This window comes from Micromonospora sp. SD12 (assembly GCF_052068495.1).
In the GTDB taxonomy this organism is placed as follows: Bacteria; Actinomycetota; Actinomycetes; order Mycobacteriales; family Micromonosporaceae; genus Micromonospora; species Micromonospora echinofusca.
The window spans coordinates 82,009-106,368 of the sequence record NZ_JBQHDF010000017.1; the positions used below are offsets into that span (position 1 = coordinate 82,009).

Genomic DNA, 24,360 nt, shown 5'->3' on the forward strand with positions numbered 1-24,360 from the left:
CGCGTCGCGCGGGGCGAGCGCGCGTCAGGCCGCCGGGCGCCCGCCGGGCAGCTCGCGTACGGCGGCCAGGAAGCGGGCCTGGTCGTCGCGGGTGGCGGGGTTGACGATCCGGATCCAGGACCCGTCGTCGAAGACGATGGTGGACGGGAACTGCATCAGGCGGGCCCCGTGCTCGGATTCGATGCGGGCGACGCGCTGCCGCGGCACGCTCCACAGCACCTGGGGGCGCCGGCGGTCCTCGCGGTCGGGGTCGGGGCGGCGGCCCATCCGCAGCAGGTGCAGGTGGGTGTCGGTGACCGCCAGCGGGGTGCCGGTGTAGCGCTCGAGGAACAGCAGCAGGCTGCCGGCGAGCGTCGCCAGGTCGCCGCTGAAGACGTACCGCCGCCGGTAGGCGATCTCGGCGAGCTGGTCGGCCAGCGGTCGGTAGCGGCTGAGCCGGAACAGCGCCCGGAACGCCTCCTGCTCGTCGGTGAGCGGCAGCGGCTCCCGGGGCGCGGCGCCCGGCGCGGGTTCGGGCTCGGCCGCCTCCGGGGTGCCCGCGGCGAGCACGGCGGCCTTGCCGGGCAGCAGCAGGACGCCGGCGGCGATGCGTACGGGTGTCATCACGGCGTCCACCCAGGCGACGGGGTTGACGATGTTGAGCAGCCCGAACAGCGCGCGGGGGTCGAGCGCCTCGGCCAGCTCCGCGTTGACCCGGTCGGCGAGCTGGCTGCCGGCCCGGTGGTTCTCCGGGGCCCGCACCGGCGCCAGGCCGACGTAGCGGATCTCCTCGCCGGGCAGCAGGGGCGCGACGAGGGCACGCTCGGGCTCGTCGCTGGTGCGGAACTCGTCGCGCAGCTCCCGGGCCTTCTCCCGGGCGGCACGCGCGCCGCCGAGCACCGCGTCGGTCAGCCGGCCCAGCCGGCTGCGCCCCTCGGACACCTCGTACCCCCTCGGTCGGCCGTCACCTGCCGGCCGGTTGCTCCGCCGGCGGCTGCCCGAAGACATTCTGGTCGATCCACTCGGCGCCGCCCCGCACCGCCGCGTCGACCTTGTCGCCGACCTGGTCCATGCCGGGCACGGACAGCCCGGAGACCATCGCCACGGTGCCCCAGGTGGCACCGTGCACGACGGAGTTCGGGATGTTCCACGGCAGGTTGGTGGCCCAGTCCCGGCCGATCATCCGCGCCCCGTCGGCCATGCCGTGCGCCCGCAGCGCGCCGAGGCGCTCGAACGTGCTCATGTCGAACGGCGTGCCGGACTTGCCGAGCTTCCAGTTGCCCTTCGCCGGATCCATGAACTTGTGGAACCACTTGTCGGCGTCGCCGGCGGCGCGGCGCCTGTCGGCGTACTTCTGGCCGGCGCGCAGCGCCTTCTGCTTGTCGACCAGCTTGTCCAGGTGGTTGCGCAGCTTGCGCAGGTGGAGCAGTACCCGTTGCAGCAGCCGGATGACCTTCTGCAGGTGCGTCGCCAACGGTCGGATGATCTTCAGCATCCGGGCCAGCGCGATCATGCCCCGGGTGACGCCCAGCGCCACGCCGGCCGCCCAGGACGCGCCGGCGGTGAACGGTGCCATCAGCAGCGCGGTGACCAGCGTCACCAGCAGGAAGTTCACGAACTCGACGCAGATGTCGACCAGGACGTCGTGCACGGTCTGCAACGCGTCGGCGACCCCGCGCAGGTATTCGGCCGTGGCGGCGAACTGCTCGGCGACGTCCAGCAACTGCTGCTCGACGTCGGCCATCCGCCGCCCGTACGCCTCGCCGGACGGCGAGCGCCAGCCGGCCTGTTCGGCCACGCGTACGCCGCGGTGGCCCATCGCCAGCTCCCGCACCTGCGTGGCCAGCGCGTCCCACTCGGTGGCCTTGGCGCGCAGCGCGGCCGGCTCGCCGTCGACGAGGTCGACGAGCTGGATCAGCGGCCAGGCGAGGGTGCGGCAGACGCTGTCGACCACCTTGTCCACTCCGGACAGGGCGTTGTCGATGCCGTTCCAGAGCTCGACGGCGGTGCCCGCGGGCCCACTCACCGGGGCATCCCGGCGCCGATGGCGCGGAACGAGGCGTCGATGTCCTGCTCGTTGCGCTCGTAGGACTCGGCGGTCGCGCCCAGCGCGCCGCCGACCCGCTCGAACGCGTCGTGGCCGGAGCGGAACAGCTCCATACCGCCGGTGACCTGCTCGGCGTACTTCTCGCGGAGCAGGTCGCTGACGAACGGCAGGTGCCCGAAGGCTCCGTCCGGGATGTCCCCGGCGGAGGTGAGCCGACCCTCCAGCGCGCTCAGCGAGGTGGCCACCCGCTTCGCCGCCGCCTCCAGCCGACGTACCGCCTGCACGTCCACGTCGATGTCAGGCACGCCGTTCCTCCCCCACTCGCACCGGCGGGACGACGATACGATCATGCCGCCGCCCGCCGCCACCCCGGGCGGCACCGCGTACGGGAGGTTCCCATGTCTGACCCGCTGTCCGCGTTCGACGCCCTCGCCGGACGGCTCGCCGACATCGAGCGGCGCTTCGCCGGGCTCACCGACGACCTGGACGAGCTGAGCGGCACCGCCACGGACGACAGCGGCCTGGTCTCCGCGACCGTCGGCGCCACCGGCGAGCTCACCGACCTGAGCTTCGCCCCGACCGCGCTGCGGGTGGGCACGGAGGATCTCGCCGCCATGGTCCTGCAGGCGTACCGGCAGGCCCGGGCGGCGGCGACGGAGCAGCTCAACGAGCGCACCGAGGGTCTCGACGCGACGCTCGGCGCGGGGCTGAACGGCATCTTCGGCACGCCCGGCGACTTTGCCTCGCTGGGTCGCCTGGAGGAGGCGATGGGACGCCTCGGGCGCCTCGACGGACGCCTCGCGGGGCCGCCGGCATGACGTCGCCGGGCTGGCCCGACATCGTCGCCCGGCTCCACGACACGCTGTCGGGCTGCGACCGCGACACCGACCTGGAACTCGCCGCCGGCCCCCGCCGGCTGCACCTGATGGTGCGCCGGAACACCGTGCGCGGGGTCTGCCCGCCCTACGACGAGCCACGCCTGGCCGAGCTCGGCTGGCAGGCGCCGCGCGGGGCCGGCGGCTGGTGGTACGAGACGCCGCGCACCGCCGAGGGACTGCGCTGGTGGAGCGGGTTCGCGGCGCGGACCGCCGCCACGGTGCTCACCACGGAGCCCGGCGCGCTGTCCTGCCAGATCCTCCCGCCCACCGGCCCCCGGGTGCGGCCGGAGCCGACCGTCCCGCCGGTGCCCCGCGTCCGGGCCGCCGGGGAACCGCCCGCCGACAAGGAGCGGACCGCTGGGCAGCCACCCGCCGGTGAGCCGGCCGCAGGTGGGCCGGCCGCCGGTGAGCCGGCCGCAGGTGGGCCGGCCGCAGGTGGGGCGTCCGTGCTCGACCTGCTCAGCGACGCCGGCGCGCGGCGTGACCTGCCCGGCTACCTCGGCATCCTCGCCGCCTCGGCGGTCTGCGTACCGCTGGCGGCGGAGCCGGAGCCGGGGCCGGACCGCGACGTGCCGTGGACGATCGTCACCGACCCGACCGGCGCGCCGCTGCTGCCCGTCTTCACCTCCCCCGACGCGCTGACCGCGTTCGCCGGGGAGGGCGTGCCGTTCGTCGCCGTGCCCTGCGCGGACCTGCTCGCGGACTGGCCCGACCCGGCGTGGGGGCTGGTGGTGGACGCGGGTACCCCGCGTGCCCTCGCCCTCGGCGCGGCGTCGCTGGCCGCCCTGCTGGCGGCGAACCCGCCCACCGGCTGACCGCCGCCGCACGCTACCTGCCGCGCCGCACGGCCCGTACGCCGAACGCGATCGCGCCTACGACGAGCACGACGCCCAGGAGTTGGAGGCCCGGCGAGTCGTCGGCCTCCCCGAGCACGACGCCGGCGACGCCGAGCGCGACGGCGACGAGGACGAGCAGGTACTTCAGGTACTTCATGGCGTCTCCCTGGTGGCGGCCGGGCCGCTCGCGGAGCTGCCGGCGGGCGGTTCGTGGTCGCTGGTCCGGGGCGTGGGGCGCGGCGCGCCGTGCGGGTTCACTCCTCGACCCATTCGAGGAGGTCGCCGGGCTGGCAGTCGAGCACCCGGCACATGGCCTCCAGGGTGCTGAACCGGACGGCCTTGGCCCGGCCGTTCTTGAGCACCGCCACGTTCGCGGGCGTGAGCCCGACGCGCTCGGCGAACTCGCCGACGCTCATCTTGCGTTTGGCCAGCTCGACGTCGATGCGTACGACGATGGGCATCAGATCACCGCCTCCATGTCGGTCCGCAGCGTCGTGGCCTGCCGCAGCAGCGCGCGCATCACCACCATCAGCAGACCCAGCACGGCGACGCCCACCAGCAGCAGGAACAGCAGCAGCGGCAGCCCCGGGTCCGTGGCGTTGAAGCCGACGTAGAGGAAGACGCCCAGCAGCACGACCCAGGCGGCGACGATCGCCCACACGATCGCGTCCACCCACGCCAGCGCGGCGTCGCTGAAGATGCGGTCGTGCTTGACCAGGGTGAGCAGCTTCCAGGTGCAGACGACCACCACCTGCACGCACAGCACCCAGAACACCGCGACGGCGGTCATCGGCCACCTGAGGTAGGCGAGATCCGGGGACTCCTGCGCCATGTGTGCGAACTGACCGGGCAGCGAGAAAGTCTGGAGCATGACCAGGATCCCGAACAGCACCACGAGGAAGACTCGGAGCGGCGCTACCGCTCGATGCTCGTTCAACATGCATCGACTATCGCTTGCAAGCTATCGAAAGTCAATCGGTTCGCCGTACGCCCGCCGCGCCGGGACGCGACCGGTCGGGCCGTCGGCGCGCACCGCGCCCGGCGACGGCGGCGCGGGTCACCGGCGAGGGGTGGCAAACGGCCGCCGGGCTGGGCAGCATAGGGCTCATGGACTACGAGTACGCGCCGCTGCGGCTACCGCCGAACGTCGACCGGTTGACCGCCGCGGCGCAGTTGGCGATCCAGGCGGAGTTCTCCGGGTGGGAGCTGGCGCGGGTGCGGCTGTACCGCGACGGCACGCGACAGGTGGTGCTGCGCCGCCGCCGGGTCAACCAGCCGCAGCCGGGGCTGTCGTACTGAGCCCGACACACGCAAGGCCCGGGGCCGACCGATCGGTCGGCCCCGGGCCTTCACCGCCGCGTCGGCGGGCCGTCAGCGCCTAGTGGGCGTGGTCGTGCTCCTCGTCGAGCTCCATGAACGGGTGCTCGTCGAGCCGGCCGACCAGCCGGTCGTCGGCGGCCGGCTGGAACGGGCCCGCCGGGTCGTCGTCGTCGAAGGACTCCAGGTCGACCGGGGTGCCGACCTCGCTGACCATCACCACGCCGTCGAGCGGCTCCAGCTCCGGCACGTCCAGCGCGCCGAGCGAGCCGTCGCCGCTCTGCAGCAGCTCCAGCACCGCCTCGCCGACGCCCTCCACGGGCTCCGGCTCGTCCTCGGCCGGGGTGCCCTCCCGCCGGGCCGCCTCGGCGACGCGGATCAGCGCCGAGACGCTCGGCACCCGGTAGTCGCGCCGCTGGCGCACCGAGATGACCCGCGGGTGCGGGTCGGTGGGCTCCACGCCCTCCGCGTCGCCGAAGCGCTGGTCGGCCTCCTCCGGGTCGATCGACTCGACGTCCCACGGGGTGACCTCGCCGAAGGCGTCCAGGAGTTGCTCGTCGTACGCGAAGGACGCGTTGTTCAGCGCGACGTACGCCTGCCAGACGTCGTCGTCGTCGATGCGGCCCTGCGCGGCGCGGACGGCGGCCAGGTGGTGGCGGGCCGCATCGATCACGCGCTCGAGGGCGGCGTCCAGCTCACCGTGCTGGTCGGTCATGTGGGTCAGTCCCTTCACGATCAGAGGTTCCCGCCGGAACACCGGGTTCCTGGCGGGGGCTAGCAGGTGCGGAGGAACCGGTCGAGAACCCGCACGCCGAACTGTAGTCCGTCCACCGGAACCCGCTCGTCGATGCCGTGGAACAACGCGGAGAAGTTCAGGTCGGCGGGCAGCCGCAACGGCGCGAAGCCGAAGCAGCGGATGCCGAGCTGCGAGAACGCCTTGGCGTCGGTGCCGCCGGAGAGCATGTACGGCACCGGCCGCGCCCCCGGGTCCTCCGCGCGCAGCGCGGCCGACATCGCGTCGACCAGGTCGCCGTCGAACGTCGTCTCGAGTGCCGGCTGGCGCTGCACGTACTCGATGACGATGTCCGGACCGACCAGCTCGCGCAGCTGCCGCTCCAGCAGCTCCGACTGCCCCGGCAGGCTGCGGCAGTCGATGGTGGCGGTGGCCCGGCCGGGGATGACGTTGTCCTTGTACCCGGCGGCGAGCCGCGTCGGGTTGGCGGTGTTGCGGATCGTCGCGCCGATGATGTTGGCGATCGGCCCGAGCTTGGCGATCGCGGTCTCCGGGTCCTCCGGGTCCAGCTCGATGCCGAGCAGGTCGGAGACCTCCTCCAGGAACGCCCGCACGGTGTCGGTGACCACCACCGGGAAGCGGTGCCGGCCGACGCGGGCCACCGCCTCGGCGAGCGCGGTGACCGCGTTGTCGTCGTGGACCATCGAGCCGTGCCCGGGCCGGCCCTTCGCGTGCAGGCGCAGCCAGTCGATGCCCTTCTCGGCGGTCTCGATCAGGTAGAGCCGCTGGCTGTCGTTCACCGAGTACGAGAAGCCGCCGACCTCGCCGATGGCCTCGGTGCAGCCGTCGAGCAGACCCCGGTGGCGCTCGACGAGGAAGTGCGCGCCGTAGTCGCTGCCCGCCTCCTCGTCGGCGGTGTACGCGAGGACGATGTCGCGGGGCGGGCGGACCCCGGTGCGCTGCCAGTGCCGCACCACGGCCAGCACCATCGCGTCGAAGTCCTTCATGTCGATGGCGCCCCTGCCCCACAGGTAGCCGTCGCGCAGCTCGCCCGAGAACGGGTGCACCGACCACTCGTCGGCGTCGGCGGGTACGACGTCGAGGTGGCCGTGCACGAGCAGCGCCCCGCGGCTCGGGTCGGTGCCCGGGATGCGGGCGATGAGATTGGCCCGGCCGGGCGCCGACTCGTGGATGACGGGCTCGACGCCCACCTCGGCGAGCTTCTCCGCCACGTACTCGGCGGCGAGGCGTTCCCCGGCGCTGGTGTCGTTGTCCCCGGTGTTGGTGGTGTCGATCCGCAGGAGGTCGCGGCAGAGGTCGACGACCTCGTCGGTGGGGTCGGGTCGGGCGGAGGCGGCGTCGCTCGTCATCGGTTCTTCATACCAGCCCGCCGGCCCGGTGCGGTCGTCCCGCCCTGCCGGCCCCACCCCGCCCGCCCCGGCTGCGGGTGGGGCGGAGCCGGCCGCGTGCCCACCCGGGGGCCGGAGCCGCCGGCGACCGGGCGCGGTTTCGCCGCCGACGGGGCCGGGTACCGCCGCTCGCGACCGCTCCCCACCACGTGCTTCGCCCGCCACCAGAGGAGGGCACCATGACCGTTCCCCTGCCACCGCTGCCGCCGACCGGAGAGGACGAGGACTTCCGTCCGGGCGGGCGCAGCATCGCCGACATCCTCGACGCCGAACACCGCCAGCTGCGGGAGTTGCTGCGGCGGCTCACCGCCGAGGGCCCGGAGCCCGCCCCGGGGCGGGGCCTGGAGGTGCTCACCGCGGCGCTGTCGCGGCACCTCTCGGCCGAGGAGCAGTATCTGCTGCCCGCCGTGCGCGCCGCCCTGCCCGACGCGGCCGGCCGCATCGACCGGGCCATCGCCGACGACCGCGCCCTGCTGACCGCCCTGCGGGGGCTCACCGACGACGGGCTCGCCGACGTCGCCGCGCGGGTGCACCGCCACGTCGAGGAGGCGGGCGCGCTGGTCGCGGCGCTGCGCGAGGTGGCCAGCGCCGAGGAGCTCATCCGCCTGGGCAACCGGCTGGAGATCGCCGAGGAGGCGGCCCCCACCCGCCCGCACCCGGGCACGCCGGCGACCCCGCCGTGGAACCGGGTCGTCGAGCCCGCGGTGGGGGTGGTCGACAAGGTCCGCGACGCCGTCACCGGCCGGCCCACCTACCTGGCCGACCTGACCGAGCCGCCGCCGGCCTGAGCCGGCGGGGCCGCGTCGGACAGATCGGAGACCGTTGATCCGTCCAGGCCCTTCCGTCGGCCGCTACGGGGTCATACCGTCACGGTATGAATCTGGAGCTGCGACACCTGAGGGTGATCTGCGCGATCGCGGAGACGGGGAGCGTGACCAAGGCGGCATCGACGCTCGGCCTGGCCCAGCCGGCACTCACCGCCCAGCTCCAGCGCATCGAGCGGACCCTGGGCGGGCCGCTGTTCGAGCGGGACCGCCGCGGCGCCCGACCGACCGCCCTCGGCGAGCTGGTGCTCGCCCGGGCCCGGGTGCTGCTGCCGGCGATGAAGGGCCTGCAGGACGAGGCGGCGCGGCTGGCCGGCGCGGGGGACGCCCCACGCCGGTACCGCTTCGGCGGGGTGAACAGCCCCATCCTCGGCCGCCTGGTGCACCGGCTCGCCGCCGAGCCCCCGCCCGCGCAGATCACCACCCACGCCTCCTGGTCGGCCGAGGAGCTGGCCCAGCTGGTCGCCGGCGGTCGGCTGGACTTCGCGCTGATCGGGGTGTGCGGCGACGCCGCCCCGCCGGCCGAGTTCGGGTTGAGCTGGCGCGAGGTGGCGGTCGACCCGGTGCTGGTGCTGCTGCCCGAGCAGCACCCGCTGGCCGGGCGGGCGGAGGTGAGCCTGGTCGACCTGAGCCGCGAGCAGTGGGTCGCCGCGCCCGGCGACGGCTGCTTCGGCGACTGCTTCGCCGCCGCCTGCGCCCGCGCCGGCTTCACCCCGCGCAAGGTGTACGAGACCGACGTGCGCTGCTGCATCGACATGGTGGACTCGGGCGAGGCCATCGCGCTCTGCCAGGCCACCTTCCGCCCGGTCGCCGGGCTGGTGACCCGGATGCTGGCCGGGACGCCGCTGCGCTGGCGGCTGATGCTGGGCTGGCATCCGGACTCCCCCGCCGCCCGCGACGCCGAGCTGGTGCTGGAGCACGCGCTGGCCGCGTACACCGACTCCCTGGCGGCCCACCCGGAGTACCTGGCCTGGCTGCTGCGCAACCCGACCTACGGGGCGCGGGGGCTGACGGCTGCCGGGGCCGACGGGGTGCGAACGGCGTGACGCCGGGTATCAGGCGGGCATGACCGATCTCTACCCCGCCGCCGACGACCGGGAGATCCTCCGGCAGGCCGCCGCCGCGCACACCGCCGCCACCCGCGACGTGGAGGCGTTCCTGCGTCGCCTGCCGGAGGTGCCCGACCCGGCGGACGTCACGGAGTACGCCAACCTGCTGACCCGCGAGCAGCAGACGCGCGCCGACCGCGAGGCGGCGGCGGACGCCGCGGGCCTGACGATCGGCAGCCTGGAGAGCGACCAGGGTTGACCACGCCGGGCCGGCGACACCCCGGTGTCGCCGGCCCGGCGTTCGTCGAGGCGCCGTACGCCCCGGTCACCGTTTCACGAGGAGCGTCGTGCCCCCCGGTCAGCGTTCGACGAGGACGTCGTGGCCCAGGTCGAGCAGGGCGTGGCGCCACTCGTCGTCGGCGTTGCCGCGCGGTGGCTTCTCGTCCAGCAGGGACTGGATCTCGTCGATCGCGTCCCGCATCACCCGGATGTCCTCCGGGGTGAGGTCGACCTTGCGTTTGCTCAGCACCCGCAGGATCCGCCGGCCCAGCCCGGGCAGGTCGAGGTCCGGGTCGGGCCCGAACGACTCCTCCCCGGAGCCGCGGGTCAGCAGCCACTGCCGCAACTGTTCCGACGGGACGTTCACCTGGGCGTGGAAGTCGTCCCAGAGCACCTCCACCTCGGGTTCGAGCCGCTGCTCGCGTACCATCAGCCCTCCTCTCGACGGCGGCGGTCGGACTCCGCCGGCTCCGGGTCGTCGCCCTGTTGGCCCACGCCCTCCGGCGGCACCCGCACCCGGGCGGGGTTCGCGGTCGGCGGGGCCAGGATCGGATCGGTGCGCTCGCTCTCGTCCCGGGTCTCCTCGGGTTCGGTCATGTCCGTCCTCCGGTCAGCGGGGATGGGACGTCGTGGCCGGGGTGTAGCCGCGCTCGCCGGCCGCCACGTCGAAGGCGAGCCGCCCGTCGCGGGCGTCCACGGTGACCTTCTGGCTCGGTGAGACGGCCGACTCCAGCAGCATCCGGGAGAGCTGGTTGTCCACCTCCCGCTGGATGACCCGGCGCAGCGGGCGGGCACCGAACTCCGGCTGGTAGCCGTGCTCGGCGATCCAGTCGATGGCGGGGGTGGTGAAGTGGACCTGGATGTCCTGCGCGTGCAGCCGGCGGCGGGTCTCCTCCAGCAGCAGGCCGGTGATCTGGCGCAGCTGCTCGGCCTCCAGCCGACGGAAGATGATCACCTCGTCGATGCGGTTGAGGAACTCCGGCCGGAAGTTCTCCTGGAGCCGGCGCATCAGCCGCTCGCGCAGCTCGTCGCGCTCCTGATCGCCGCCCTCGGCGCCGGTGCCGAACCCGACGGCGCGCTGGGCGCCGGTGATCAGCTCCGAACCCAGGTTGCTCGTCATGATCAGCACGGTGTTCTTGAAGTTGACCGTACGGCCCTGGCTGTCGGTGAGCCGCCCCTCGTCGAGCACCTGGAGCAGGATGTTGAACACGTCGGCGTGGGCCTTCTCGATCTCGTCGAGCAGCACCACCGCGTACGGGCGGCGGCGGACGGCCTCGGTGAGCTGGCCGGCCTCCTCGTAGCCGACGTACCCGGGCGGGGCGCCGACGAGCCGGCTGACGGTGTGCCGCTCCTGGAACTCGCTCATGTCCACCCGGACCATCCGGTCGGCCTCGCCGAACAGCGCCTCCGCCAGGGCCCGCGCCAGCTCGGTCTTGCCGACGCCGGTGGGCCCGAGGAAGAGGAAGCTGCCCATCGGGCGGTTCGGGTCGGCCAGCCCGGTACGCGAGCGGCGCACCGCCTCGGCGACCGCGGTGACCGCGTCCTCCTGGCCGACGACCTTCTCGTGCAGGTGGCCCTCCAGGCGCAGCAGCCGGTCGCGTTCCTCCTCGGTGAGCTGGCTGATCGGGATGCCGGTGGCCCGGGAGACCACCTCGGCGATCTCCTGCGGCCCGACGGCCGGCACCTGCGACGAGCCGCCCTCGTCGCCGCGGGCCAGGCGGATCTGCTCCTCCAGCTCGGCGAGCCGGTCACGCAGCGCGGACGCCTTCTCGTACTGCTCGTCGGCGACCGCCTGCTCCTTGTCGCGGCGTACCTCGTCGAGCTGCGTCTCCAGCTCCCGCACGTCGGAGGCGGGGGTGCGGGTACGCAGCCGCACCCGCGCGCCGGCCTGGTCGATCAGGTCGATCGCCTTGTCCGGCAGGAACCGGTCGGTGACGTACCGGTCGGACAGCTCGGTTGCGGCGACCAGCGCCTCGTCGGTGAAGCGCACCTGGTGGTGGGCCTCGTAGCGGTCGCGCAGCCCGCGCAGGATGGCCACGGTGTCGTCGACGGTGGGCTCCGGCACGAACACCGGCTGGAACCGGCGGGCCAGCGCCGCGTCCTTCTCGATGCTCTTGCGGTACTCGTCCAGCGTGGTCGCGCCGATCACCCGCAGCTCGCCCCGGGCCAGCGCCGGCTTGAGCATGTTCGAGGCGTCCATGCCGCCCTCGCTGCCCGCCCCGCCCGCGCCGACCAAGGTGTGGATCTCGTCCAGGAAGACGATCAGCTCCTCGCGGTGCGCCCGGATCTCGTCGATGACCTTCTTCAGCCGCTCCTCGAAGTCACCCCGGTACCGGGTGCCCGCGACCAGGCCGGCCAGGTCGAGTTGGATCACCCGCTTGCCGAGCAGCGTCTGCGGCACGTCGCCGTCGCAGATCCGCTCCGCCAGGCCCTCCACGATCGCCGTCTTGCCGACGCCGGCCTCGCCGATCAGCACCGGGTTGTTCTTGGTCCGCCTCGACAGGATCTCGACGGCCTGCTCGATCTCCTCGGCCCGGCCGATCACCGGGTCGATCTGGTCGTTGCGGGCCAGGTCGGTGAGGTCCTGGCCGTACTGGTCCAGGGTGGGGGTGCCACGGTCGGGCCGGGGTCCGTTCGCCGGCCCGCGCTCGGCGCTGGCGGCCTGCAACGACTCGGGCTGGATCCGCCCGGCGGCGAGCATCCGGCCCGCCGGGGACTCGGGGTTGAGCGGCAACGCCATCAGGATGTGCTCGGGGCCGATGTAGTTGGCGCCCATCGCCCGGGACAGCTGGTGGGCGTCGAGCAACGCCCGCTTGGCCGCCGGGGTGAGCGACAGGTTCGGCGGCACCTCGCCCCGGGGCGCGCCGTCACCGCGCCCGCCGAGGGCGTTGAGCAGCGTGTCCGGGTCGGCGCCGGCACGGCGGACGAGGTCGCGCAGCGGCTCGCGTTGCAGCGCGGCCCAGAGCAGGTGGTCGGTGTCCAGGTCGGTGCTCTGCCGCTGGGCGGCCCGCCGGGCCGCGTCGGCCAGCATCTCCCGGGCGTCGGCGGTCATCAGCCGGGTGATGTCGACCCGGTGCGCGGGTCGGCGTCCCCCCTCGCCCCGGCCGAAGTACCGGGCCAGGAACTCGTCCCAGGGGTCGGAGCCGAAGTCACCGGGTCCCATCATGTCTGTCCTCCGCAGTCGGGCGCGACGGTCGCCAGGGGCTACCCGGCGACCGTCGCGACAAACGCCGCCGCCGGGCGGGCGGACCGGGGCTCCCCGCCGACGCTCGCGGCAGGCCACGGGCACCTTGCGCGGTCGCGGGGTGGGCGGGTGGCAGGCTGACGGCATGGACGCGACGACGCCGCTGCTGATCGTGGACGCCGCCAACGTGGTGGGATCCCGCCCGGACGGCTGGTGGCGCGACCGCGCGGGTGCGACCGCCCGGCTGCGCGACTCGCTGGCCCCGGTCGCCGCCGCCGGCCTGCCCCCGCAGTTGCCGCCCCCGGTGGAGGTGGTGCTGGTGGTGGAGGGCCGGGCGCGGGACGTGCCGGGCACCGCCGAGGTCCGGGTGGTCGCCGCGCCGGGGTCCGGCGACGACGCCGTCGTCGACCTGGTCGCCGCCGCGCCGCAACGCCGGCGGCTGGTCGTCACCGCCGACCGTGAGCTGCGGGAACGCGTCACCGCGCAGGGAGCCGAGGTGTACGGCCCGCGCTGGCTGCGCGACGGCACCACCCCGCCCGGCGGGTCCCGCTGATCGGACTGTCGGCGCTTCCGGTCGACAACCGGTCAGCGGGGCAGGAACACTGACAGGGCGGATGTTCTCTCACCGTGAGGGATAGGCTCTAATGGAGGCCTCCCCGCCCCCAGGAGGTTTCGCCGTGGCGAGCGTCGCCGAGCTCAAGGCAGCCATCGATGTCGCGCTGCAACAGATCGGCGACGGCCAGAGCGCCGTGCAGGCGGCCGGCGAGAAGCTGGCCGAGGCGCAGCAGACCCTGGCCGGCGCGCTGGAGGGCAGCGGGCACGAGACGGTCGAGGCGGCCCAGTCCTCGCTGACCCAGGCCAGCCAGGAGCTGGAGGAGTGCCTCGCCGCGACACTCGTCGCCGTCGAGCAGGCGCAACTCTACGTCGCGACGCTCTGAGGTCCGGCCGTGTCCATCGTCGAGGACGTCGGCGCACAGGTCCGCGCCGCCGCCGATGACCTGCCGCTGGCCCAGCTGGCTCTGGCGCTGGAGAAGTTCGGGCTGGCCGCCGAGCGGCTGCGCTGGGTGCGCCAGGAGTCGGCCGACCCGATGGGGGTGCCGGAGCTCTCCGCCGCCACCGAGCACGCCGAGACCGCCGGCTACGCGCTGCGCGTCGCGCAGGAGCAGCTGTCGGCGTACCTCGCCGCGATCGGGCTGGCCGCCGACGGCTCCCCGGCCCCGAGGCCGCAGGAGCAGCAGCGCCGGCCGGTGCACGACGCGCCGCGCGAGGCCACCCCGGGCGCGGCGGCGCCCGAGCCGGCCGCCGACGTGACGCCCCGCCGCTGGTGGTCGGTACGGGTGGCGGAGCTGACCGGCGGCCGGGAGGGTCCACCGGAGCAGCCCGACGAGAAGGTCGACGACGCCCGGGAGCTGCTGCGCCGAGTCGTCGGCGGGGTCCGGGCCGGCGACCGCGACCGGCTGCACGCCGAGCTGCGTCGCGCGCACGCCGACGTCGGCCTCGGCATGGCCGCCGTGGCCCCGCCGCTGCTACGCGAGCTGGCCGGGGAGCTGCTCGGGCACCCACCGCGTGCCGACGACCTGGGCCGGCTGCACCGCGAGCTGGACGGCCGCGTCCGGGACCTGCTGCCCGGCCTGCCCCCGGCGGTGCTGGACACCCTGCTGACCCGGATCTGCCGGATGCCACCGCCGCGGCGCGGCGAGGCCGAGCAGCCGCACGCCGCCGACCCGGCGGTCACCGCGGGGGTGCTCACCGGGGTGCTGCTGGCCCGGCTCGGCCGGGACCTGCCCACCGACGACGAGCGGGCCCGGCAGGCCGAGACCGCCCGGGAGCGGCGCGCCGCCGACGAGCGGGGCCGGCAGGGCGAGGCCGCCCGGGACCGGGCCGACGACGCCGAGTGGCAGCGCCGCGCCGCCGCCGCGAAGGGCCGGGTGGCCGCCGCGCGGGAGCGGGTCGCGGCGGCCCAGCAGCGGGCGGCGGCCGCCCACGACCAGGCCAGCGCGGCCCGGGAGCGGGCGGCGCGACCCGACGCGGCCGAGCGGGCGGCGCGAACCGGCCGGGCCGACGCGGCCGAGCGGACGGGGACCCCCGAGCGGCCCGGCGCGGCGCGGGACCGGGCGGCGACGCACGACCGTCCCATCTCGACGAACGACCGGGCGGCGAGTGCCCGGCCCGGTGGATCTCCGGGCGGCGCGGCGCCGCGACAGGGCGCAGCGGTCGACGGCGCGACGGGCGCGGGACGGCCCGGCGGCGTCTGGTCGAGCCCGCCGCCGGGCCGGCCGGCCCGGGGCGCCGGGACGGACCCGCGCGGGCGGGGTGTCGATGGCTGACCGACGCAGCCAGCTGGTCACCCGGGTCCGGGGCATGTTGGGCGAGGCCCTCGGCGCGACCCGGACGCGGCTGTCCACCGCGCAGACCGAGCTGACCACGGCCCGGGAGCGGCTGGCGAAGGTCCGCCGCGCCGCGGCGGGCGTGCCGGAGCGGGTCGGCGCGCAGCGCGACCGACGGCTGGCCGAGATCGACGAGCGGCACGCCGAACGCATCGCGGAGCTGGCCCGGCGTGCGGCGGACGCGGCGCAGCGGGAGGCCCCCGGGGCGGCCTCCGCGGACTGGGCCCGGTGGCGCCCCACCCCGACCCGGCGGGCCGAACCGCCGGGCGCGCTGCGCGTCGGCACGGTACGCATCCCCGGCGCCGAGCCGGTGCCGGCGCTGGTGCCGCTGCTCGACGCCGGCCACGTCGAGCTGACCGGGGACGACCGGGTGGGCTGCGACGCGGTGGTGTCGGCGCTGCTGCTGCGCGGCGTCGGGCGGGCCGACCCGGGCGCCGTCCGGCTGGTCGGCTACGACCCCGAGCACCTGGGCGGCGGCCTGGCCGGGTTCGCCCCCCTCGGCACCGCCGGGCTGCTCACCTTCGTCGGCCCGGGCGGGCTGGCCCGGCTGCTCGACGACCTGGTCGAGCAGATCCGCCGGATCAACGAGACGGTGCTGGCGGGCGAGTACGGTTCGCTGCGCGAGCTCGCCGCCGCCACCGGACGCCGGCCCGAACCGTGGCGGGTGGCGGTGCTGCTGGGCGGCGAAGAGCTGTCCCGTCACGAACGCGGCCAGCTCGACCGGGTGGTCCGCACCGGGGCGGCCTGCGGCGTGCACCTGGTGGTGCGGGGCGTTTCGCTGCCCGAGGACCCCACCGTGACCCGGGTGGGCGCGCACACCGACGGCGCCCGCATCGGCGGGCCGGGCGGCCTGCCCGTACGCCTCGACCCCCCGCCCCCGCCGGTGCTGGTCACCGAGACCTGCCGCGAGGTGGCGGCACGGGTCAACGCCGGGCCGGCGCCCACCCCGTTCACCGACCTGCTGCCGCCGCCCGAGCAGATGTGGCGGGAGGACTCCGCGACCGGGCTGACCGCCCCGATCGGTGAGGGGCCGCACGGTCGGCCGGTGCTGCTCACCCTGGGCGACTATCCGCCGCACGCGCTGATCGGCGGCCCGTCCGGCACCGGCAAGACGAACCTGATCTTCGCCTGGATCGGCGCGCTGGCCGCCCGCTACTCCCCCGCCGAGCTGGAGTTCTACCTGCTGGACTTCAAGGAGGGGGTGTCCTTCGCCCGGTTCGCCAAGGGCCGGCGGGACCCGAGCTGGCTGCCGCACATGCGCCTCGTCGGGATCAACGTCAACACCGACCGGGAGTTCGGGCTGGCGTTGCTGCGCTTCCTCGCCGAGGAGCTGCGCCGACGCGCCGACGCCGCCAAGAAGCACGAGGTCACCAAGCTCGCGGAGCTGCGCGCCGTCGACCCGACGGGGCACTGGCCGCGCATCGTCGCGGTGGTCGACGAGTTCCAGATGCTGCTGGCCGGTCGGGACGTGGTCGCCCGGGAGGCCGCCGACCTGCTGGAGGACCTGGCCCGGCGCGGCCGGTCGCAGGGCATCCACCTGGTGCTCGCCTCGCAGGACGTGCGCGGCATCGAGGCGCTGTGGGGTCGTCCCGCGCTGGTCGCGCAGTTCACGCTGCGCATCGCCCTGCCGAAGGCCCTGCGGATCCTCGCCGAGCGCAACGACGCCGCCCAGTCCCTGCCGCGCCACCACGCGGTGGTCAACGCGGAGTCGGGCATGGCGGAGGGCAACCAGGTGGCCCGCATCCCGTCGGCCAGCGACTGGGAGACGTGGAGCGAGTTGCAGCACCGGCTGTGGCGGATGCGCCCGCAGGACGCCGCGCCGGCCCGGCTCTTCGACGGCGACGCGATCCCCCGGCTCGCCGACGCGCCGGACTTCCGGGCGTTGACCGCGCCGGAGACGGGGCACGCGCGTACGCCGGTCGCGCTGCTCGGCGAGATCATCGACGTGCAGGCGCGCTCGGCGGCGCTGCGGCTGCCCCGGGCGCCCGGCCGCAACCTGGCGGTGCTCGGCACCCGGGTGGACGAGGCGTGCGCGGTGCTCGACGCGGCGGCCCGCTCCCTGGCCCGCCAGCACCGCCCGGGCACGGCCCGCTTCTCCATCGCCTGCCTCGACCCGGACGCCGACCCGGCCGCCCGGTCCCTCTACGAGGACCTCGCCGACGACGCCGCCTGGTACGACGAGGAGACGGTCGGTGAGCTGATGGCCGAGACCGCCGAGGGGCTGGGCGCGCCGGGCACCCCGCACTACCTGCTGCTGTTCGCCGTCGACGCGGCGGCCGGGGCGTTGGCGACGCGGATCGGCCGGCGTACGGGGCTGGAGGAGCTGCGCCGGATCCTGCACGACGGGCCGGAGCGGCGTACCCACGTGCTGGCCTGGTGGCGGGGCGTCGCCCGGATGCGGGTCGACCTCGGTGGGCCGGCGGCCCGGACGGACCAGATCGGCGCCTGGGTGGCGCTGGACGCCCACGGCGGCGAGCTGGGCTCCTCGCTGTACCCGGGCACCGGCGGCCCGGACTGGTATCCCCGCCCCTGGCGGGGGCTGTTCTTCGACCGGGCGGTGCACCGTACCGGTCAGGTGATCATTCCCTACGGGCCGGCGCGATGAACGAACCGGTGACCAGCGGGTCGTACGCGGCCCAGATCCGTCGGCTGGCGGAGCTGAGCGCCCGGGTGCGCGCCCAGCGGGACGAGGCGCACACCTGGCACGCCCAGCAGTGTGCCGCCGCCGAGCGGGCCGTCGCCGAGGCGGAGGCGGCGCTCCGGCGCGCGGAGCAGGAGCTGGTGGACGCCCGGGAGGAGCAGGAACGGGTCGACGCCGAGGTCGCCGACCTGTGGCAGTCGCTGCGCGCTCGGCTCGGCGGTTCGGGCCGCCGGGCGGGTGGGCCACCGGCACCGGTGCCCGGCGCGACGGGCGATCCGGCTCCGCTGCTGGCCGGGGTGCGCGACCTGCTCGTCCGCACCCGCCAGCCGGGTGACCTGCCCGGTTCGGTCAACCCCCTGCTGGCGTTGTGCGGGGTGGCCGGCGCGGTGCTCGCGTACGCCCTCGGCGGGGCGGCCCGGGCGGCGGGCGACCGGTACGGCGGGGAGCTGGGGGTCGGGCTGCCGGTCCTGGCCCTGGTGGTGACGCTGCTGGGCCCGCTGGTCGGTCTGGTGCCGGCGAAGGTCCTGGCCGACCGCCGGCACGCCGTGCTCGGCCCACGGCCGATGACCGTCGTGCTCGTCGCCGGGCTGGTGACCACCGTCGCGTTGCTGGTCGCCGGCCGCTGATCCGCCGTCGCGGCGGCGTCCGGGCGTTCCGGGCGCGGTTGCCGCAGCGCGTTGCCGGTGCGCCCGCCCGCCGGTCGTGTAGATGTGGAGGCCGGACGACGCCGGCCCCATCCGACGACAGGGAGCGTACGATGCCCAACTTCGTGCTCAACGTGATCCAGCCCGACAGGGACAGCCCGCCGCCGCCGGAGTTCCTCGAACCGATCCTGCGCGACGTCAAGGCCGTCAACGAGGAGATGCGCAGCGCGGGTGCCTGGGTCTTCCGCGCCGAACTGGACCTGGCGCACACCGCCCGGGTGGTCCGGGTCGACGACGACGGCACGTCGCTGACGGACGGCCCGTACGCCGAGGGCAAGGAGCACCCCGGCGGCTTCACCGTGATCGCCGCGCCGGACCTGGACGCGGCGCTGGGCTGGGCGGAGAAGCTGTCCCGGGCGACCACCCTGCCGATCGAGGTCCGCCCGGTCACGGAGGTCAACCCCACCTGAAGCGGCCCTCCCACGGCACACCGCCGGGCCGGGCCGCGGACGGCCCGGCCCGGTTCGTGTGCTCAGGCGGGGACCAGCACCGCCTCGCGCAGGAGGCGGCGGGCCAGGGTGAGCCGGTCGGCGTCGTCGTCGAGACCCGGCAGGTCGCCGACGCGCACGGTGCCGTCGAGCAGGGCGCGCACGGCCGGCGCGCACGACGCGGGCAGGGTGATCGTGCGGTCGGGCAGCACCAGCGCGACCCGGTCGCCGCGCGGCGTGAGCTGCCACCGCAGGCCGGGTCGCGGGGCGAGCCGGGCGTCGACGTCCAGCGCCGCGAGCGCGGCGGCCTGGGCCAGGGGCCGGATGGGCGCGGGCCGGGCGGCCGGCCAGGCCCGCTGCCGCAGCCGGGCGGCGACCGCCGCCGGATCGGCCCGCAGCAGCCAGTCCCGCAGTGCCTCCACCGTCTCGGTCAGCTCCGGTTCGATCGCGTCGGGGTCGGCGACGTCGGTGCCGAACGGCAGGGTGGCGCGCAGCCGCTGGTCCTCGGCGGCGAGAGCGAGCAGTTCCTCCACCATGGCGTAGCGGGTCAGCGCCCGGACGCCGACGGTCAGGTGCAGTGAGCTGGACTCCTGTGCCTGCGCGCTGTGCAGCCAGCCGCGCGGCAGGTAGAGCGCGTCGCCGGGGGCGAGCACCACGTCCAGCGCGGCGGGCCCGTCGGCGGTGGCGGCGACCTCGTCGGCCCGGCCGCCCCACGGCTGCCTCTCCAGCGGGTCGGGCAGCACCGGCGGGTGGATCCGCCAGTGCTTGCGGCCGTCGACCTGGAGGACGAAGACGTCGTGGGTGTCGTAGTGGGTGGCGAAGCCCTGGCTGCCGGCGGGGGTCAGGTAGGCGTTGACCTGCAACGGCTGCCCGACGGCGGTGCCGAGTTCGCGGGCGAAGTCGACCAGGGCCGGCCAGGTGCGGTGCAGGCCCTGCAGGACGAGGGTGGCGCCGCCGGCGTACAGCTCCAGCACCCGCTCGTCGAGCACCTGGTCGCCGATCTCGGCACCGGCGCCGCCGCCGCCGGTGAAGCGGGCCGCCGGCACGAGCTGGCCGTCCTTGGCGATCCGCAGGAACGGGGTACGCAGGCCGCGGCGGCTGAGCAGCTCGTCGGCGTCGGCGGGGCTGAGCAGGTCGGTGAAGCCGGCCCGGTTGGGCAGCTCGTCGGCGCGCGAGAGCAGCGGCGTGCGTCCCCAGTGGGCGGCGGCGAACTTCGCCGGCTCGACCGACACGCAGCGGGCGAGCGCGGCGGCGGCCGCGGACGGAACCGCCGGGCGGCGGTCGCCGCCCGGCGGGTCGATGTCGGTCATGGCGATCCGTCAGGCGCTGCCGTCGGCGCCACCGTCGTGCTGGCCCGGGGTCGCGCCACCGTCGGCGGGGCCCTCCGCGCCACCATCGGCGCCACCGTCCTGCTGGCCCGGGGTCGCGCCACCGTCGGCGGGGCCCTCCGCGCCACCGTCGGCGCCACCGTCCTGCTGGCCCGGGGTCGCACCGCCGTCGGCGGGGCCCTCCGCGCCACCGTCGGCGCCACCGTCCTGGTGGCCCGGGGTCGCGCCACCGTCCGCCGGGCCCTCGAGGCCGCCGCCGCTGGTGGTCTGCATGTCGTCGTCGTTGAGTGCCATCGGTGCTCCCTAGGGATGTGCCGCCCCGCCGTTGGGCCGGGGTCCGTCGTGCAGCGGGTGGTACCCCACACGCGATCTTCTCTAACCCCACCGTAGACGCCCGTTCCGGTTCACACCGGCGGTTCGCCGCGCCCGGCCCGGGCCGCCGGAAGGCACGGCGGCGGCGGCGCGTCGGCGCGTTGCGGAGCCGTCGGCGCCGGGCATCCCGGCCGGGGTCGACGCCGCCGCGCCGCACGCCGGCGCGGACGGTGACAGGATGGTCCTCGACCGGGAGGTGACGATGACCGACGAGACCGGGCCGCGTCCGCTGGAACCGGTGACGGAGCAGTGGCAGCGTGCGCTGGCTGTCGTGGCGCACCCCGACGACCTGGAGTTCGGCGCCGCCGCGGCGGTGGCCCGCTGGACGGGGCAGGGCAAGCAGGTCGTCTACTGCCTCGTCACCAGCGGCGAGGCCGGCATCGACGCGATGCCCCCGCCGCGGGCCAGGCAGGTGCGGGAGCGCGAGCAGCGCGAGTCGGCCGCCCTGGTCGGCGTACGGACCGTGGAGTTCCTCGGCCTGCCCGACGGTGTCCTCGAGTACGGTGTGCCGCTGCGTCGCGCCCTGGCCGGGGTGGTCCGCCGGCACCGCCCCGAGATCGTCATCACCAACAACTTCCGCGACACCTGGGACGGCGCGTACGCGCTGAACCAGGCCGACCACATCGCCACCGGCCGGGCGGCGCTGGACGCCGTCCGCGACGCCGGCAACCGGTGGGTCTTCCCGGAACAGCTCGTCGACGGCGTCGAGCCGTGGAACGGGGTGCGCCAGGTCTGGGCCGCCTCCTCGCCCCTGGCCGCGCACGGGGTGGACGTCACCGACACCTTCGAGCGGGGCGTGGCCTCGCTGCGGGCGCACGACGCGTACCTGACGGGGCTGGGCGACGGCAGCTTCGACGCCGAGGAGTTCCTCGAAGGGCTGAGCCGCCCGGTCGGCACCCGGCTGGGTGTGCGCCACGGCGCGGCCTTCGAGGTCTTCCACGTCGACGCGTAGGGGCGGCGGATGATCCTGCTCGGCAACTCGCCGGTGGCTACACCGCGACCAGCGTCTCCTTTGACGACGCCGGCCTGAACGGCACGCGGCCCGCCCCACCGCGGGGTGGCGCGGGCCGTCGCGGACGAGCGGCGGGTCAGGGAATGATCTTCGCCAGGTCCCGGGGCATCGTGGCCTTCACGTCGTCCCACTCGCCCTGGGTGACGTGCCGGCGCAGGGTGTCCAGCACCACCTGCACCACGCGCTCCGGGCCGCCCTCCACGTCGTACGGGAAGCCCTGCCGGACCTCCAGCAGGAAGTCGTCCCGGTTGAGCTTGATCGGCACGTCCGACGGCTTCCAGCCGTCGAAGTAGATCCCGCGCACCAGCACCGGCAGTTGCGCGGCGAACTCCACGCTCTCCTGCACCGGCATCCGGTCGCGCAGCAGGTGCAGCACGGTGCGCAGCGCGCAGTAGGACTGGTTGCGTTGCTCCTTGGGCCAGCCGTAGGCCTGCTCGATGTCCTTGAGGATCAGGTTGGTCTTGTCCATCGAGGACTCGAACGCGGAATGAAGCTGCTCAGCCATCTGTCCACCCCCGTACGTCGGTCTCCCAGCGTCGGTCGTCGTCCCGTCGCGGCGGCCCCGCCGGGCCACGCGGCTGCCGGGTCGGGCCGCCCCGGACGGGACGCGGCGCCCACCGGGTGTCGGCGGACGAGCCGACGACGTGCAGCACGGCGCCGGGCCGTCGACCCGGTACCACCCGAACCGTCATCTCCAGCCACCTCCCTGGTGTCGCCTTCTCGCGGCCACGGTGGACCGCACGCACCGTCCATGCTGCGCGGCGACGGGGTGAGCGGCCCTCACCCGGGCGGGGTGAAACGCCGGCCGGTACACGGCGCCGCCCTCAGTCCGCGTCGAGGAGCCCGGCGAGGGTCGCGGCGTTGGTCTGCGCGAAGTCGCGGTAGCAGTTGTTCATGAGCACGTGGGTCTCACCGGTGGAGTCGGCCAGCTCGCGCAGCTTCGGCGCCCAGTCGCGCAACTCCCGGTCGGAGTAGCGGTAGCCGAACTTCTCGTGGATGTCCCGGCTGGTCCACTTGTCGCTGTGCCCGTGGAAGCGGACCACCGCCAGGTCCGCGGTGGCGGCCAGCACCGGGGGCACCGACGAGCGGTGCCCCTGCGGCATGTCCACGCAGACGTACGCGAGCCGGTGCTCGCGCAGGAAGGCCAGGGTCTCGTCGGCGTTGTCGCCGTCGAACCAGGAGGCGTGCCGGAACTCGTAGACGGGGCGCAGCGGGGCGCACCGCTTCGCCACCTCCAGCAGGTACTGCTTGTTGTCCCGCCTGATGGTGAACCAGGGCGGGAACTGGAACAGCAGCGCGCCGAGCTTGCCCGCCGCCACGAGCGGGTCCAGGGCGGCCAGGAAGCGCGTCCAGACCTCCTCGTACGCCTGCGACGGCAGGTCGTCCGGGTAGAGGTTCTTCTTGTCCGTCTCCGGTCGCAGGTCCTTGTAGAGCGCGCCGGGTCGCGTGGGGTGCCCGGTGAGCAGGCTGAACGCCTTGACGTTGAAGGTGAAGCCGGCCGGGGTGCGCTCGGCCCACAGTCTCGCCGTGCGTTCGGCGGGCGGCGAGTAGTAGGTGGCGTCCACCTCGACCAGCGGGAACTGCCGGGCGTAGTACGCCAGCCGCTTCTCGGGATCGTCGGCCGTCTGCGGGTACCAGCCGGAGTCCAGCAGCGTCCGGTCGGTCCAGGAGGCGGTGCCCACCTTGATCGCACCCATGGCTCGACCTCACCGCGTTTCCGGACCGACCGTCGGCCGTGGGCGGTGTCAGGCCGCCCGGCGCTCCCGGTTCTGCTTGCACTGCACGCAGGTGGTGGCGGAGGGGAAGATCTCCAGCCGCTCCACCGGGATGGCCGAGGTGCAGCCCTCGCAGAAGCCGTAGGTGCCCTCCTCCAGCCGGGTGAGGGCGTGCTCGTACTGGGCGCGGCGGTCGAGGATGGTGCGCAGCAGGGACTGCGCGGTGTCCCGCTCGGCCGTCTTGGTGCCGCTGTCGGCCTGGTCGTCGCCGGCGGTGTCGCCGACCTCCACCAGCCGCAGCACCTGGCTCTGGAGCACCGCCTGCTCGTACTCCGCGGACAGCTCGTCGTAGCGGGCCTGCAGGGAGCGCCGGATCTGGTCGATCTCCGCCTGGGACCGGCCCGTACCGATCGTGTCGTGGACGAGCATCGCTGCCTGCCTTTCTGGCCTGAAATCCGCCGGGGCACCGGTTCGTGCGCCCAGCGCCGTGGTGGTCTGCGCGCGGGCGGATCACCCGCGCTCTGTGAGCCGGGCGAATACCCCACCGCACCGACGGTCAAACCGACGATTTTTCGTCGGGGCGCGGCGTCAGGGCGACCGGGGGAACTCCACCAGCGCCGGGTGCCGTGGATCGTCGGCGCGGACCACCACGTCGGCGAACGTGGCCGGGGCGACCTCGTCGGCGTACCGGGCGAAGGCGGGCAGCGTCCACCGCAGCGCCGGGTCGGTGCGTCGGGCCAGGGCCGCCGGGGAGAGCACCAGGTGGACCGTGACGTCGAAGGGCAGGCCGCCGCCGAGCAGCAGCGCCCCGCTGACCAGCACGACGCCCCCGGGCGGCAGATCGACGTACGCGGCGCGGCTCGACCGGTCGGCGGCGGCGTCCCACAGCGAGGGCAGCACCCGCCCGGAGCCCTCGGGCCCGGCCGGGTCGAGCACCTCCCGGCGCAGCCCCTGCTCGTCGACCCACCCCTCGTAGAACGCGTCGGGGTTGGTCCGGCCGTACTCCAGCCGCACCGAGGCGGGGCGGAGGAAGTCGGCGGCCCGTACGTGCAGCGCCGGCCGGCCGAGCGCGCGCAGCGGGTCGACCAGCGCGGCGGCGAGGTCGTCCGGGCGGGCCGCCAGGGCCCCGTCCACGGCCACCCGCAGCCGGCCGGGGACGTCGGTGCCGGCGAGGCGCTCGGTCAGCTCGGTGACGAGCCGCTGCGGGGTGATGGGGCGGATGCGCATCCGACCATGGT

30 protein-coding genes are annotated in these 24,360 nt (G+C 75.2%); 13 read left to right on the top strand and 17 right to left on the bottom strand.

Features of this window, described 5'->3' with window-relative positions; all coding sequences use genetic code 11:
• Positions 1-24 precede the first annotated feature (24 nt).
• From ACTMS2_RS24325 to ACTMS2_RS24335, 3 genes are read right to left on the bottom strand one after another with little or no spacing between them, the layout of a single operon-like run.
• On the bottom strand, positions 25-921 hold the full coding sequence (locus ACTMS2_RS24325) for a hypothetical protein (RefSeq protein ID WP_441177461.1): 897 nt from the start codon (positions 919-921) through the stop codon (positions 25-27).
• 22 nt (positions 922-943) lie between these two features.
• The gene (locus ACTMS2_RS24330; RefSeq protein WP_441177462.1) at positions 944-2,005 is read right to left on the bottom strand and encodes a WXG100 family type VII secretion target; all 1,062 of its coding nucleotides are present in this window, start codon (positions 2,003-2,005) and stop codon (positions 944-946) included.
• The gene (locus ACTMS2_RS24335) at positions 2,002-2,331 is read right to left on the bottom strand and encodes a hypothetical protein (RefSeq protein WP_441177463.1); all 330 of its coding nucleotides are present in this window, start codon (positions 2,329-2,331) and stop codon (positions 2,002-2,004) included. Before ACTMS2_RS24335 ends, ACTMS2_RS24330 begins: the two co-directional genes overlap by 4 nt.
• 93 nt (positions 2,332-2,424) lie before the next feature.
• Here ACTMS2_RS24335 and ACTMS2_RS24340 point away from each other — a divergent pair, with 93 nt between their 5' ends.
• The gene (locus ACTMS2_RS24340; RefSeq protein WP_441177464.1) at positions 2,425-2,844 is read left to right on the top strand and encodes a YbaB/EbfC family nucleoid-associated protein; all 420 of its coding nucleotides are present in this window, start codon (positions 2,425-2,427) and stop codon (positions 2,842-2,844) included.
• The gene (locus ACTMS2_RS24345; RefSeq protein WP_441177465.1) at positions 2,841-3,719 is read left to right on the top strand and encodes an SseB family protein; all 879 of its coding nucleotides are present in this window, start codon (positions 2,841-2,843) and stop codon (positions 3,717-3,719) included. The genes ACTMS2_RS24340 and ACTMS2_RS24345 overlap by 4 nt, the downstream gene beginning before the upstream one ends.
• A 13-nt stretch (positions 3,720-3,732) precedes the next feature.
• Here the strand turns inward: ACTMS2_RS24345 and ACTMS2_RS24350 are convergent, their stop codons facing one another.
• The 3 genes from ACTMS2_RS24350 to ACTMS2_RS24360 form a co-directional block, all read right to left on the bottom strand.
• Entirely contained in the window at positions 3,733-3,897 is a 165-nt protein-coding gene (locus tag ACTMS2_RS24350) for a hypothetical protein (RefSeq protein WP_441177466.1), read from the bottom strand.
• A 97-nt stretch (positions 3,898-3,994) separates the two neighbouring features.
• Entirely contained in the window at positions 3,995-4,201 is a 207-nt protein-coding gene (locus ACTMS2_RS24355; protein WP_091094605.1) for a helix-turn-helix domain-containing protein, read from the bottom strand.
• A complete protein-coding gene (locus ACTMS2_RS24360; RefSeq protein ID WP_101409563.1) occupies positions 4,201-4,680 on the bottom strand; it encodes a DUF2975 domain-containing protein in 480 nt (159 codons plus the stop codon). Before ACTMS2_RS24360 ends, ACTMS2_RS24355 begins: the two co-directional genes overlap by 1 nt.
• A 167-nt stretch (positions 4,681-4,847) precedes the next feature.
• Between ACTMS2_RS24360 and ACTMS2_RS24365 the strand changes: the two genes are divergently transcribed.
• Entirely contained in the window at positions 4,848-5,039 is a 192-nt protein-coding gene (locus ACTMS2_RS24365) for a DUF5703 family protein (RefSeq protein ID WP_013734349.1), read from the top strand.
• A gap of 79 nt (positions 5,040-5,118) precedes the next feature.
• On the opposite strand, the gene ACTMS2_RS24370 is transcribed toward ACTMS2_RS24365, so the two are convergent.
• The gene (locus ACTMS2_RS24370) at positions 5,119-5,772 is read right to left on the bottom strand and encodes a hypothetical protein (RefSeq protein WP_363626822.1); all 654 of its coding nucleotides are present in this window, start codon (positions 5,770-5,772) and stop codon (positions 5,119-5,121) included.
• 59 nt (positions 5,773-5,831) lie between these two features.
• On the bottom strand, positions 5,832-7,160 hold the full coding sequence (locus tag ACTMS2_RS24375; protein WP_089000629.1) for a M20/M25/M40 family metallo-hydrolase: 1,329 nt from the start codon (positions 7,158-7,160) through the stop codon (positions 5,832-5,834).
• A gap of 218 nt (positions 7,161-7,378) precedes the next feature.
• On the opposite strand from ACTMS2_RS24375, the gene ACTMS2_RS24380 reads away from it, so the two are divergent.
• The 3 genes from ACTMS2_RS24380 (at position 7,379) to ACTMS2_RS24390 (ending at position 9,331) form a co-directional block, all read left to right on the top strand.
• Positions 7,379-7,987, top strand: a complete 609-nt coding sequence (locus tag ACTMS2_RS24380; RefSeq protein ID WP_441177467.1) for a hemerythrin domain-containing protein — start codon at positions 7,379-7,381, stop codon at positions 7,985-7,987.
• An 86-nt stretch (positions 7,988-8,073) separates the two neighbouring features.
• Complete coding sequence (locus ACTMS2_RS24385) at positions 8,074-9,069, top strand: LysR family transcriptional regulator (RefSeq protein ID WP_441177468.1); 996 nt, start codon at positions 8,074-8,076, stop codon at positions 9,067-9,069.
• Between the two features lie 19 nt (positions 9,070-9,088).
• On the top strand, positions 9,089-9,331 hold the full coding sequence (locus tag ACTMS2_RS24390; protein WP_441177469.1) for a hypothetical protein: 243 nt from the start codon (positions 9,089-9,091) through the stop codon (positions 9,329-9,331).
• 99 nt (positions 9,332-9,430) lie between these two features.
• On the opposite strand, the gene ACTMS2_RS24395 is transcribed toward ACTMS2_RS24390, so the two are convergent.
• Genes ACTMS2_RS24395 through ACTMS2_RS24405 form a run of 3 tightly spaced genes read right to left on the bottom strand, consistent with a single transcriptional unit; the run spans position 9,431 to position 12,517 of the window.
• Entirely contained in the window at positions 9,431-9,781 is a 351-nt protein-coding gene (locus tag ACTMS2_RS24395; RefSeq protein ID WP_089000633.1) for a DUF3140 domain-containing protein, read from the bottom strand.
• Positions 9,781-9,948 (bottom strand): hypothetical protein, encoded by a 168-nt coding sequence (locus ACTMS2_RS24400; RefSeq protein WP_199184466.1) that lies wholly within the window; start codon positions 9,946-9,948, stop codon positions 9,781-9,783. The genes ACTMS2_RS24395 and ACTMS2_RS24400 overlap by 1 nt, the downstream gene beginning before the upstream one ends.
• Before the next feature lie 13 nt (positions 9,949-9,961).
• Positions 9,962-12,517, bottom strand: coding sequence for an ATP-dependent Clp protease ATP-binding subunit (locus ACTMS2_RS24405; protein ID WP_441177470.1), 2,556 nt, complete (start codon positions 12,515-12,517; stop codon positions 9,962-9,964).
• A 163-nt stretch (positions 12,518-12,680) separates the two neighbouring features.
• Between ACTMS2_RS24405 and ACTMS2_RS24410 the strand changes: the two genes are divergently transcribed.
• The 6 genes from ACTMS2_RS24410 to ACTMS2_RS24435 all read left to right on the top strand — a co-directional run bounded on the left by ACTMS2_RS24410 (position 12,681) and on the right by ACTMS2_RS24435 (position 18,677).
• Complete coding sequence (locus tag ACTMS2_RS24410; RefSeq protein ID WP_441177471.1) at positions 12,681-13,088, top strand: hypothetical protein; 408 nt, start codon at positions 12,681-12,683, stop codon at positions 13,086-13,088.
• 124 nt (positions 13,089-13,212) lie between these two features.
• On the top strand, positions 13,213-13,473 hold the full coding sequence (locus tag ACTMS2_RS24415; protein WP_089000636.1) for a hypothetical protein: 261 nt from the start codon (positions 13,213-13,215) through the stop codon (positions 13,471-13,473).
• Positions 13,474-13,482: 9 nt separating this feature from the next.
• A complete protein-coding gene (locus tag ACTMS2_RS24420) occupies positions 13,483-14,862 on the top strand; it encodes a hypothetical protein (RefSeq protein WP_441177472.1) in 1,380 nt (459 codons plus the stop codon).
• Entirely contained in the window at positions 14,855-17,527 is a 2,673-nt protein-coding gene (locus ACTMS2_RS24425; protein WP_441177473.1) for an FtsK/SpoIIIE domain-containing protein, read from the top strand. Before ACTMS2_RS24420 ends, ACTMS2_RS24425 begins: the two co-directional genes overlap by 8 nt.
• Positions 17,524-18,189: a hypothetical protein gene (locus ACTMS2_RS24430; RefSeq protein ID WP_441177474.1), complete on the top strand. Its 666-nt coding sequence runs from the start codon at positions 17,524-17,526 to the stop codon at positions 18,187-18,189. Before ACTMS2_RS24425 ends, ACTMS2_RS24430 begins: the two co-directional genes overlap by 4 nt.
• A 131-nt stretch (positions 18,190-18,320) precedes the next feature.
• Positions 18,321-18,677: a YciI family protein gene (locus tag ACTMS2_RS24435; protein WP_357718275.1), complete on the top strand. Its 357-nt coding sequence runs from the start codon at positions 18,321-18,323 to the stop codon at positions 18,675-18,677.
• A 62-nt stretch (positions 18,678-18,739) separates the two neighbouring features.
• On the opposite strand, the gene ACTMS2_RS24440 is transcribed toward ACTMS2_RS24435, so the two are convergent.
• Positions 18,740-20,005: a cupin domain-containing protein gene (locus ACTMS2_RS24440; protein WP_441177475.1), complete on the bottom strand. Its 1,266-nt coding sequence runs from the start codon at positions 20,003-20,005 to the stop codon at positions 18,740-18,742.
• A gap of 9 nt (positions 20,006-20,014) precedes the next feature.
• A complete protein-coding gene (locus ACTMS2_RS24445) occupies positions 20,015-20,317 on the bottom strand; it encodes a hypothetical protein (RefSeq protein ID WP_441177476.1) in 303 nt (100 codons plus the stop codon).
• Between the two features lie 256 nt (positions 20,318-20,573).
• Here ACTMS2_RS24445 and ACTMS2_RS24450 point away from each other — a divergent pair, with 256 nt between their 5' ends.
• Entirely contained in the window at positions 20,574-21,347 is a 774-nt protein-coding gene (locus ACTMS2_RS24450) for a PIG-L deacetylase family protein (protein ID WP_441177477.1), read from the top strand.
• Between the two features lie 136 nt (positions 21,348-21,483).
• On the opposite strand, the gene ACTMS2_RS24455 is transcribed toward ACTMS2_RS24450, so the two are convergent.
• The 4 genes from ACTMS2_RS24455 to ACTMS2_RS24470 all read right to left on the bottom strand — a co-directional run bounded on the left by ACTMS2_RS24455 (position 21,484) and on the right by ACTMS2_RS24470 (position 24,349).
• Positions 21,484-21,912, bottom strand: a complete 429-nt coding sequence (locus ACTMS2_RS24455; protein WP_101409553.1) for a DUF2267 domain-containing protein — start codon at positions 21,910-21,912, stop codon at positions 21,484-21,486.
• A 319-nt stretch (positions 21,913-22,231) separates the two neighbouring features.
• Positions 22,232-23,104, bottom strand: a complete 873-nt coding sequence (locus tag ACTMS2_RS24460) for a DUF72 domain-containing protein (RefSeq protein WP_441177478.1) — start codon at positions 23,102-23,104, stop codon at positions 22,232-22,234.
• A 48-nt stretch (positions 23,105-23,152) separates the two neighbouring features.
• Positions 23,153-23,551 (bottom strand): TraR/DksA family transcriptional regulator, encoded by a 399-nt coding sequence (locus ACTMS2_RS24465; protein WP_089000644.1) that lies wholly within the window; start codon positions 23,549-23,551, stop codon positions 23,153-23,155.
• A 159-nt stretch (positions 23,552-23,710) separates the two neighbouring features.
• A complete protein-coding gene (locus tag ACTMS2_RS24470) occupies positions 23,711-24,349 on the bottom strand; it encodes a uridine kinase (RefSeq protein WP_441177479.1) in 639 nt (212 codons plus the stop codon).
• Between the last annotated feature and the right edge of the window lie 11 nt (positions 24,350-24,360).

What these genes read in the sequence shown, in the direction of transcription:
- ACTMS2_RS24340 (WP_441177464.1), top strand. Translation starts at nt 2,425, where the DNA reads ATGTCTGACCCGCTGTCCGCGTTCGACGCCCTCGCCGGACGGCTCGCC.
- ACTMS2_RS24345 (WP_441177465.1), top strand. Translation starts at nt 2,841, where the DNA reads ATGACGTCGCCGGGCTGGCCCGACATCGTCGCCCGGCTCCACGACACG.
- ACTMS2_RS24350 (WP_441177466.1), bottom strand. Translation starts at nt 3,897, where the DNA reads ATGAAGTACCTGAAGTACCTGCTCGTCCTCGTCGCCGTCGCGCTCGGC.
- ACTMS2_RS24355 (WP_091094605.1), bottom strand. Translation starts at nt 4,201, where the DNA reads ATGCCCATCGTCGTACGCATCGACGTCGAGCTGGCCAAACGCAAGATG.
- ACTMS2_RS24360 (WP_101409563.1), bottom strand. Translation starts at nt 4,680, where the DNA reads ATGTTGAACGAGCATCGAGCGGTAGCGCCGCTCCGAGTCTTCCTCGTG.
- ACTMS2_RS24365 (WP_013734349.1), top strand. Translation starts at nt 4,848, where the DNA reads ATGGACTACGAGTACGCGCCGCTGCGGCTACCGCCGAACGTCGACCGG.
- ACTMS2_RS24370 (WP_363626822.1), bottom strand. Translation starts at nt 5,772, where the DNA reads ATGACCGACCAGCACGGTGAGCTGGACGCCGCCCTCGAGCGCGTGATC.
- ACTMS2_RS24375 (WP_089000629.1), bottom strand. Translation starts at nt 7,160, where the DNA reads ATGACGAGCGACGCCGCCTCCGCCCGACCCGACCCCACCGACGAGGTC.
- ACTMS2_RS24380 (WP_441177467.1), top strand. Translation starts at nt 7,379, where the DNA reads ATGACCGTTCCCCTGCCACCGCTGCCGCCGACCGGAGAGGACGAGGAC.
- ACTMS2_RS24385 (WP_441177468.1), top strand. Translation starts at nt 8,074, where the DNA reads ATGAATCTGGAGCTGCGACACCTGAGGGTGATCTGCGCGATCGCGGAG.
- ACTMS2_RS24390 (WP_441177469.1), top strand. Translation starts at nt 9,089, where the DNA reads ATGACCGATCTCTACCCCGCCGCCGACGACCGGGAGATCCTCCGGCAG.
- ACTMS2_RS24395 (WP_089000633.1), bottom strand. Translation starts at nt 9,781, where the DNA reads ATGGTACGCGAGCAGCGGCTCGAACCCGAGGTGGAGGTGCTCTGGGAC.
- ACTMS2_RS24400 (WP_199184466.1), bottom strand. Translation starts at nt 9,948, where the DNA reads ATGACCGAACCCGAGGAGACCCGGGACGAGAGCGAGCGCACCGATCCG.
- ACTMS2_RS24405 (WP_441177470.1), bottom strand. Translation starts at nt 12,517, where the DNA reads ATGATGGGACCCGGTGACTTCGGCTCCGACCCCTGGGACGAGTTCCTG.
- ACTMS2_RS24410 (WP_441177471.1), top strand. Translation starts at nt 12,681, where the DNA reads ATGGACGCGACGACGCCGCTGCTGATCGTGGACGCCGCCAACGTGGTG.
- ACTMS2_RS24425 (WP_441177473.1), top strand. Translation starts at nt 14,855, where the DNA reads ATGGCTGACCGACGCAGCCAGCTGGTCACCCGGGTCCGGGGCATGTTG.
- ACTMS2_RS24430 (WP_441177474.1), top strand. Translation starts at nt 17,524, where the DNA reads ATGAACGAACCGGTGACCAGCGGGTCGTACGCGGCCCAGATCCGTCGG.
- ACTMS2_RS24435 (WP_357718275.1), top strand. Translation starts at nt 18,321, where the DNA reads ATGCCCAACTTCGTGCTCAACGTGATCCAGCCCGACAGGGACAGCCCG.
- ACTMS2_RS24440 (WP_441177475.1), bottom strand. Translation starts at nt 20,005, where the DNA reads ATGACCGACATCGACCCGCCGGGCGGCGACCGCCGCCCGGCGGTTCCG.
- ACTMS2_RS24445 (WP_441177476.1), bottom strand. Translation starts at nt 20,317, where the DNA reads ATGGCACTCAACGACGACGACATGCAGACCACCAGCGGCGGCGGCCTC.
- ACTMS2_RS24450 (WP_441177477.1), top strand. Translation starts at nt 20,574, where the DNA reads ATGGTCCTCGACCGGGAGGTGACGATGACCGACGAGACCGGGCCGCGT.
- ACTMS2_RS24455 (WP_101409553.1), bottom strand. Translation starts at nt 21,912, where the DNA reads ATGGCTGAGCAGCTTCATTCCGCGTTCGAGTCCTCGATGGACAAGACC.
- ACTMS2_RS24460 (WP_441177478.1), bottom strand. Translation starts at nt 23,104, where the DNA reads ATGGGTGCGATCAAGGTGGGCACCGCCTCCTGGACCGACCGGACGCTG.
- ACTMS2_RS24465 (WP_089000644.1), bottom strand. Translation starts at nt 23,551, where the DNA reads ATGCTCGTCCACGACACGATCGGTACGGGCCGGTCCCAGGCGGAGATC.
- ACTMS2_RS24470 (WP_441177479.1), bottom strand. Translation starts at nt 24,349, where the DNA reads ATGCGCATCCGCCCCATCACCCCGCAGCGGCTCGTCACCGAGCTGACC.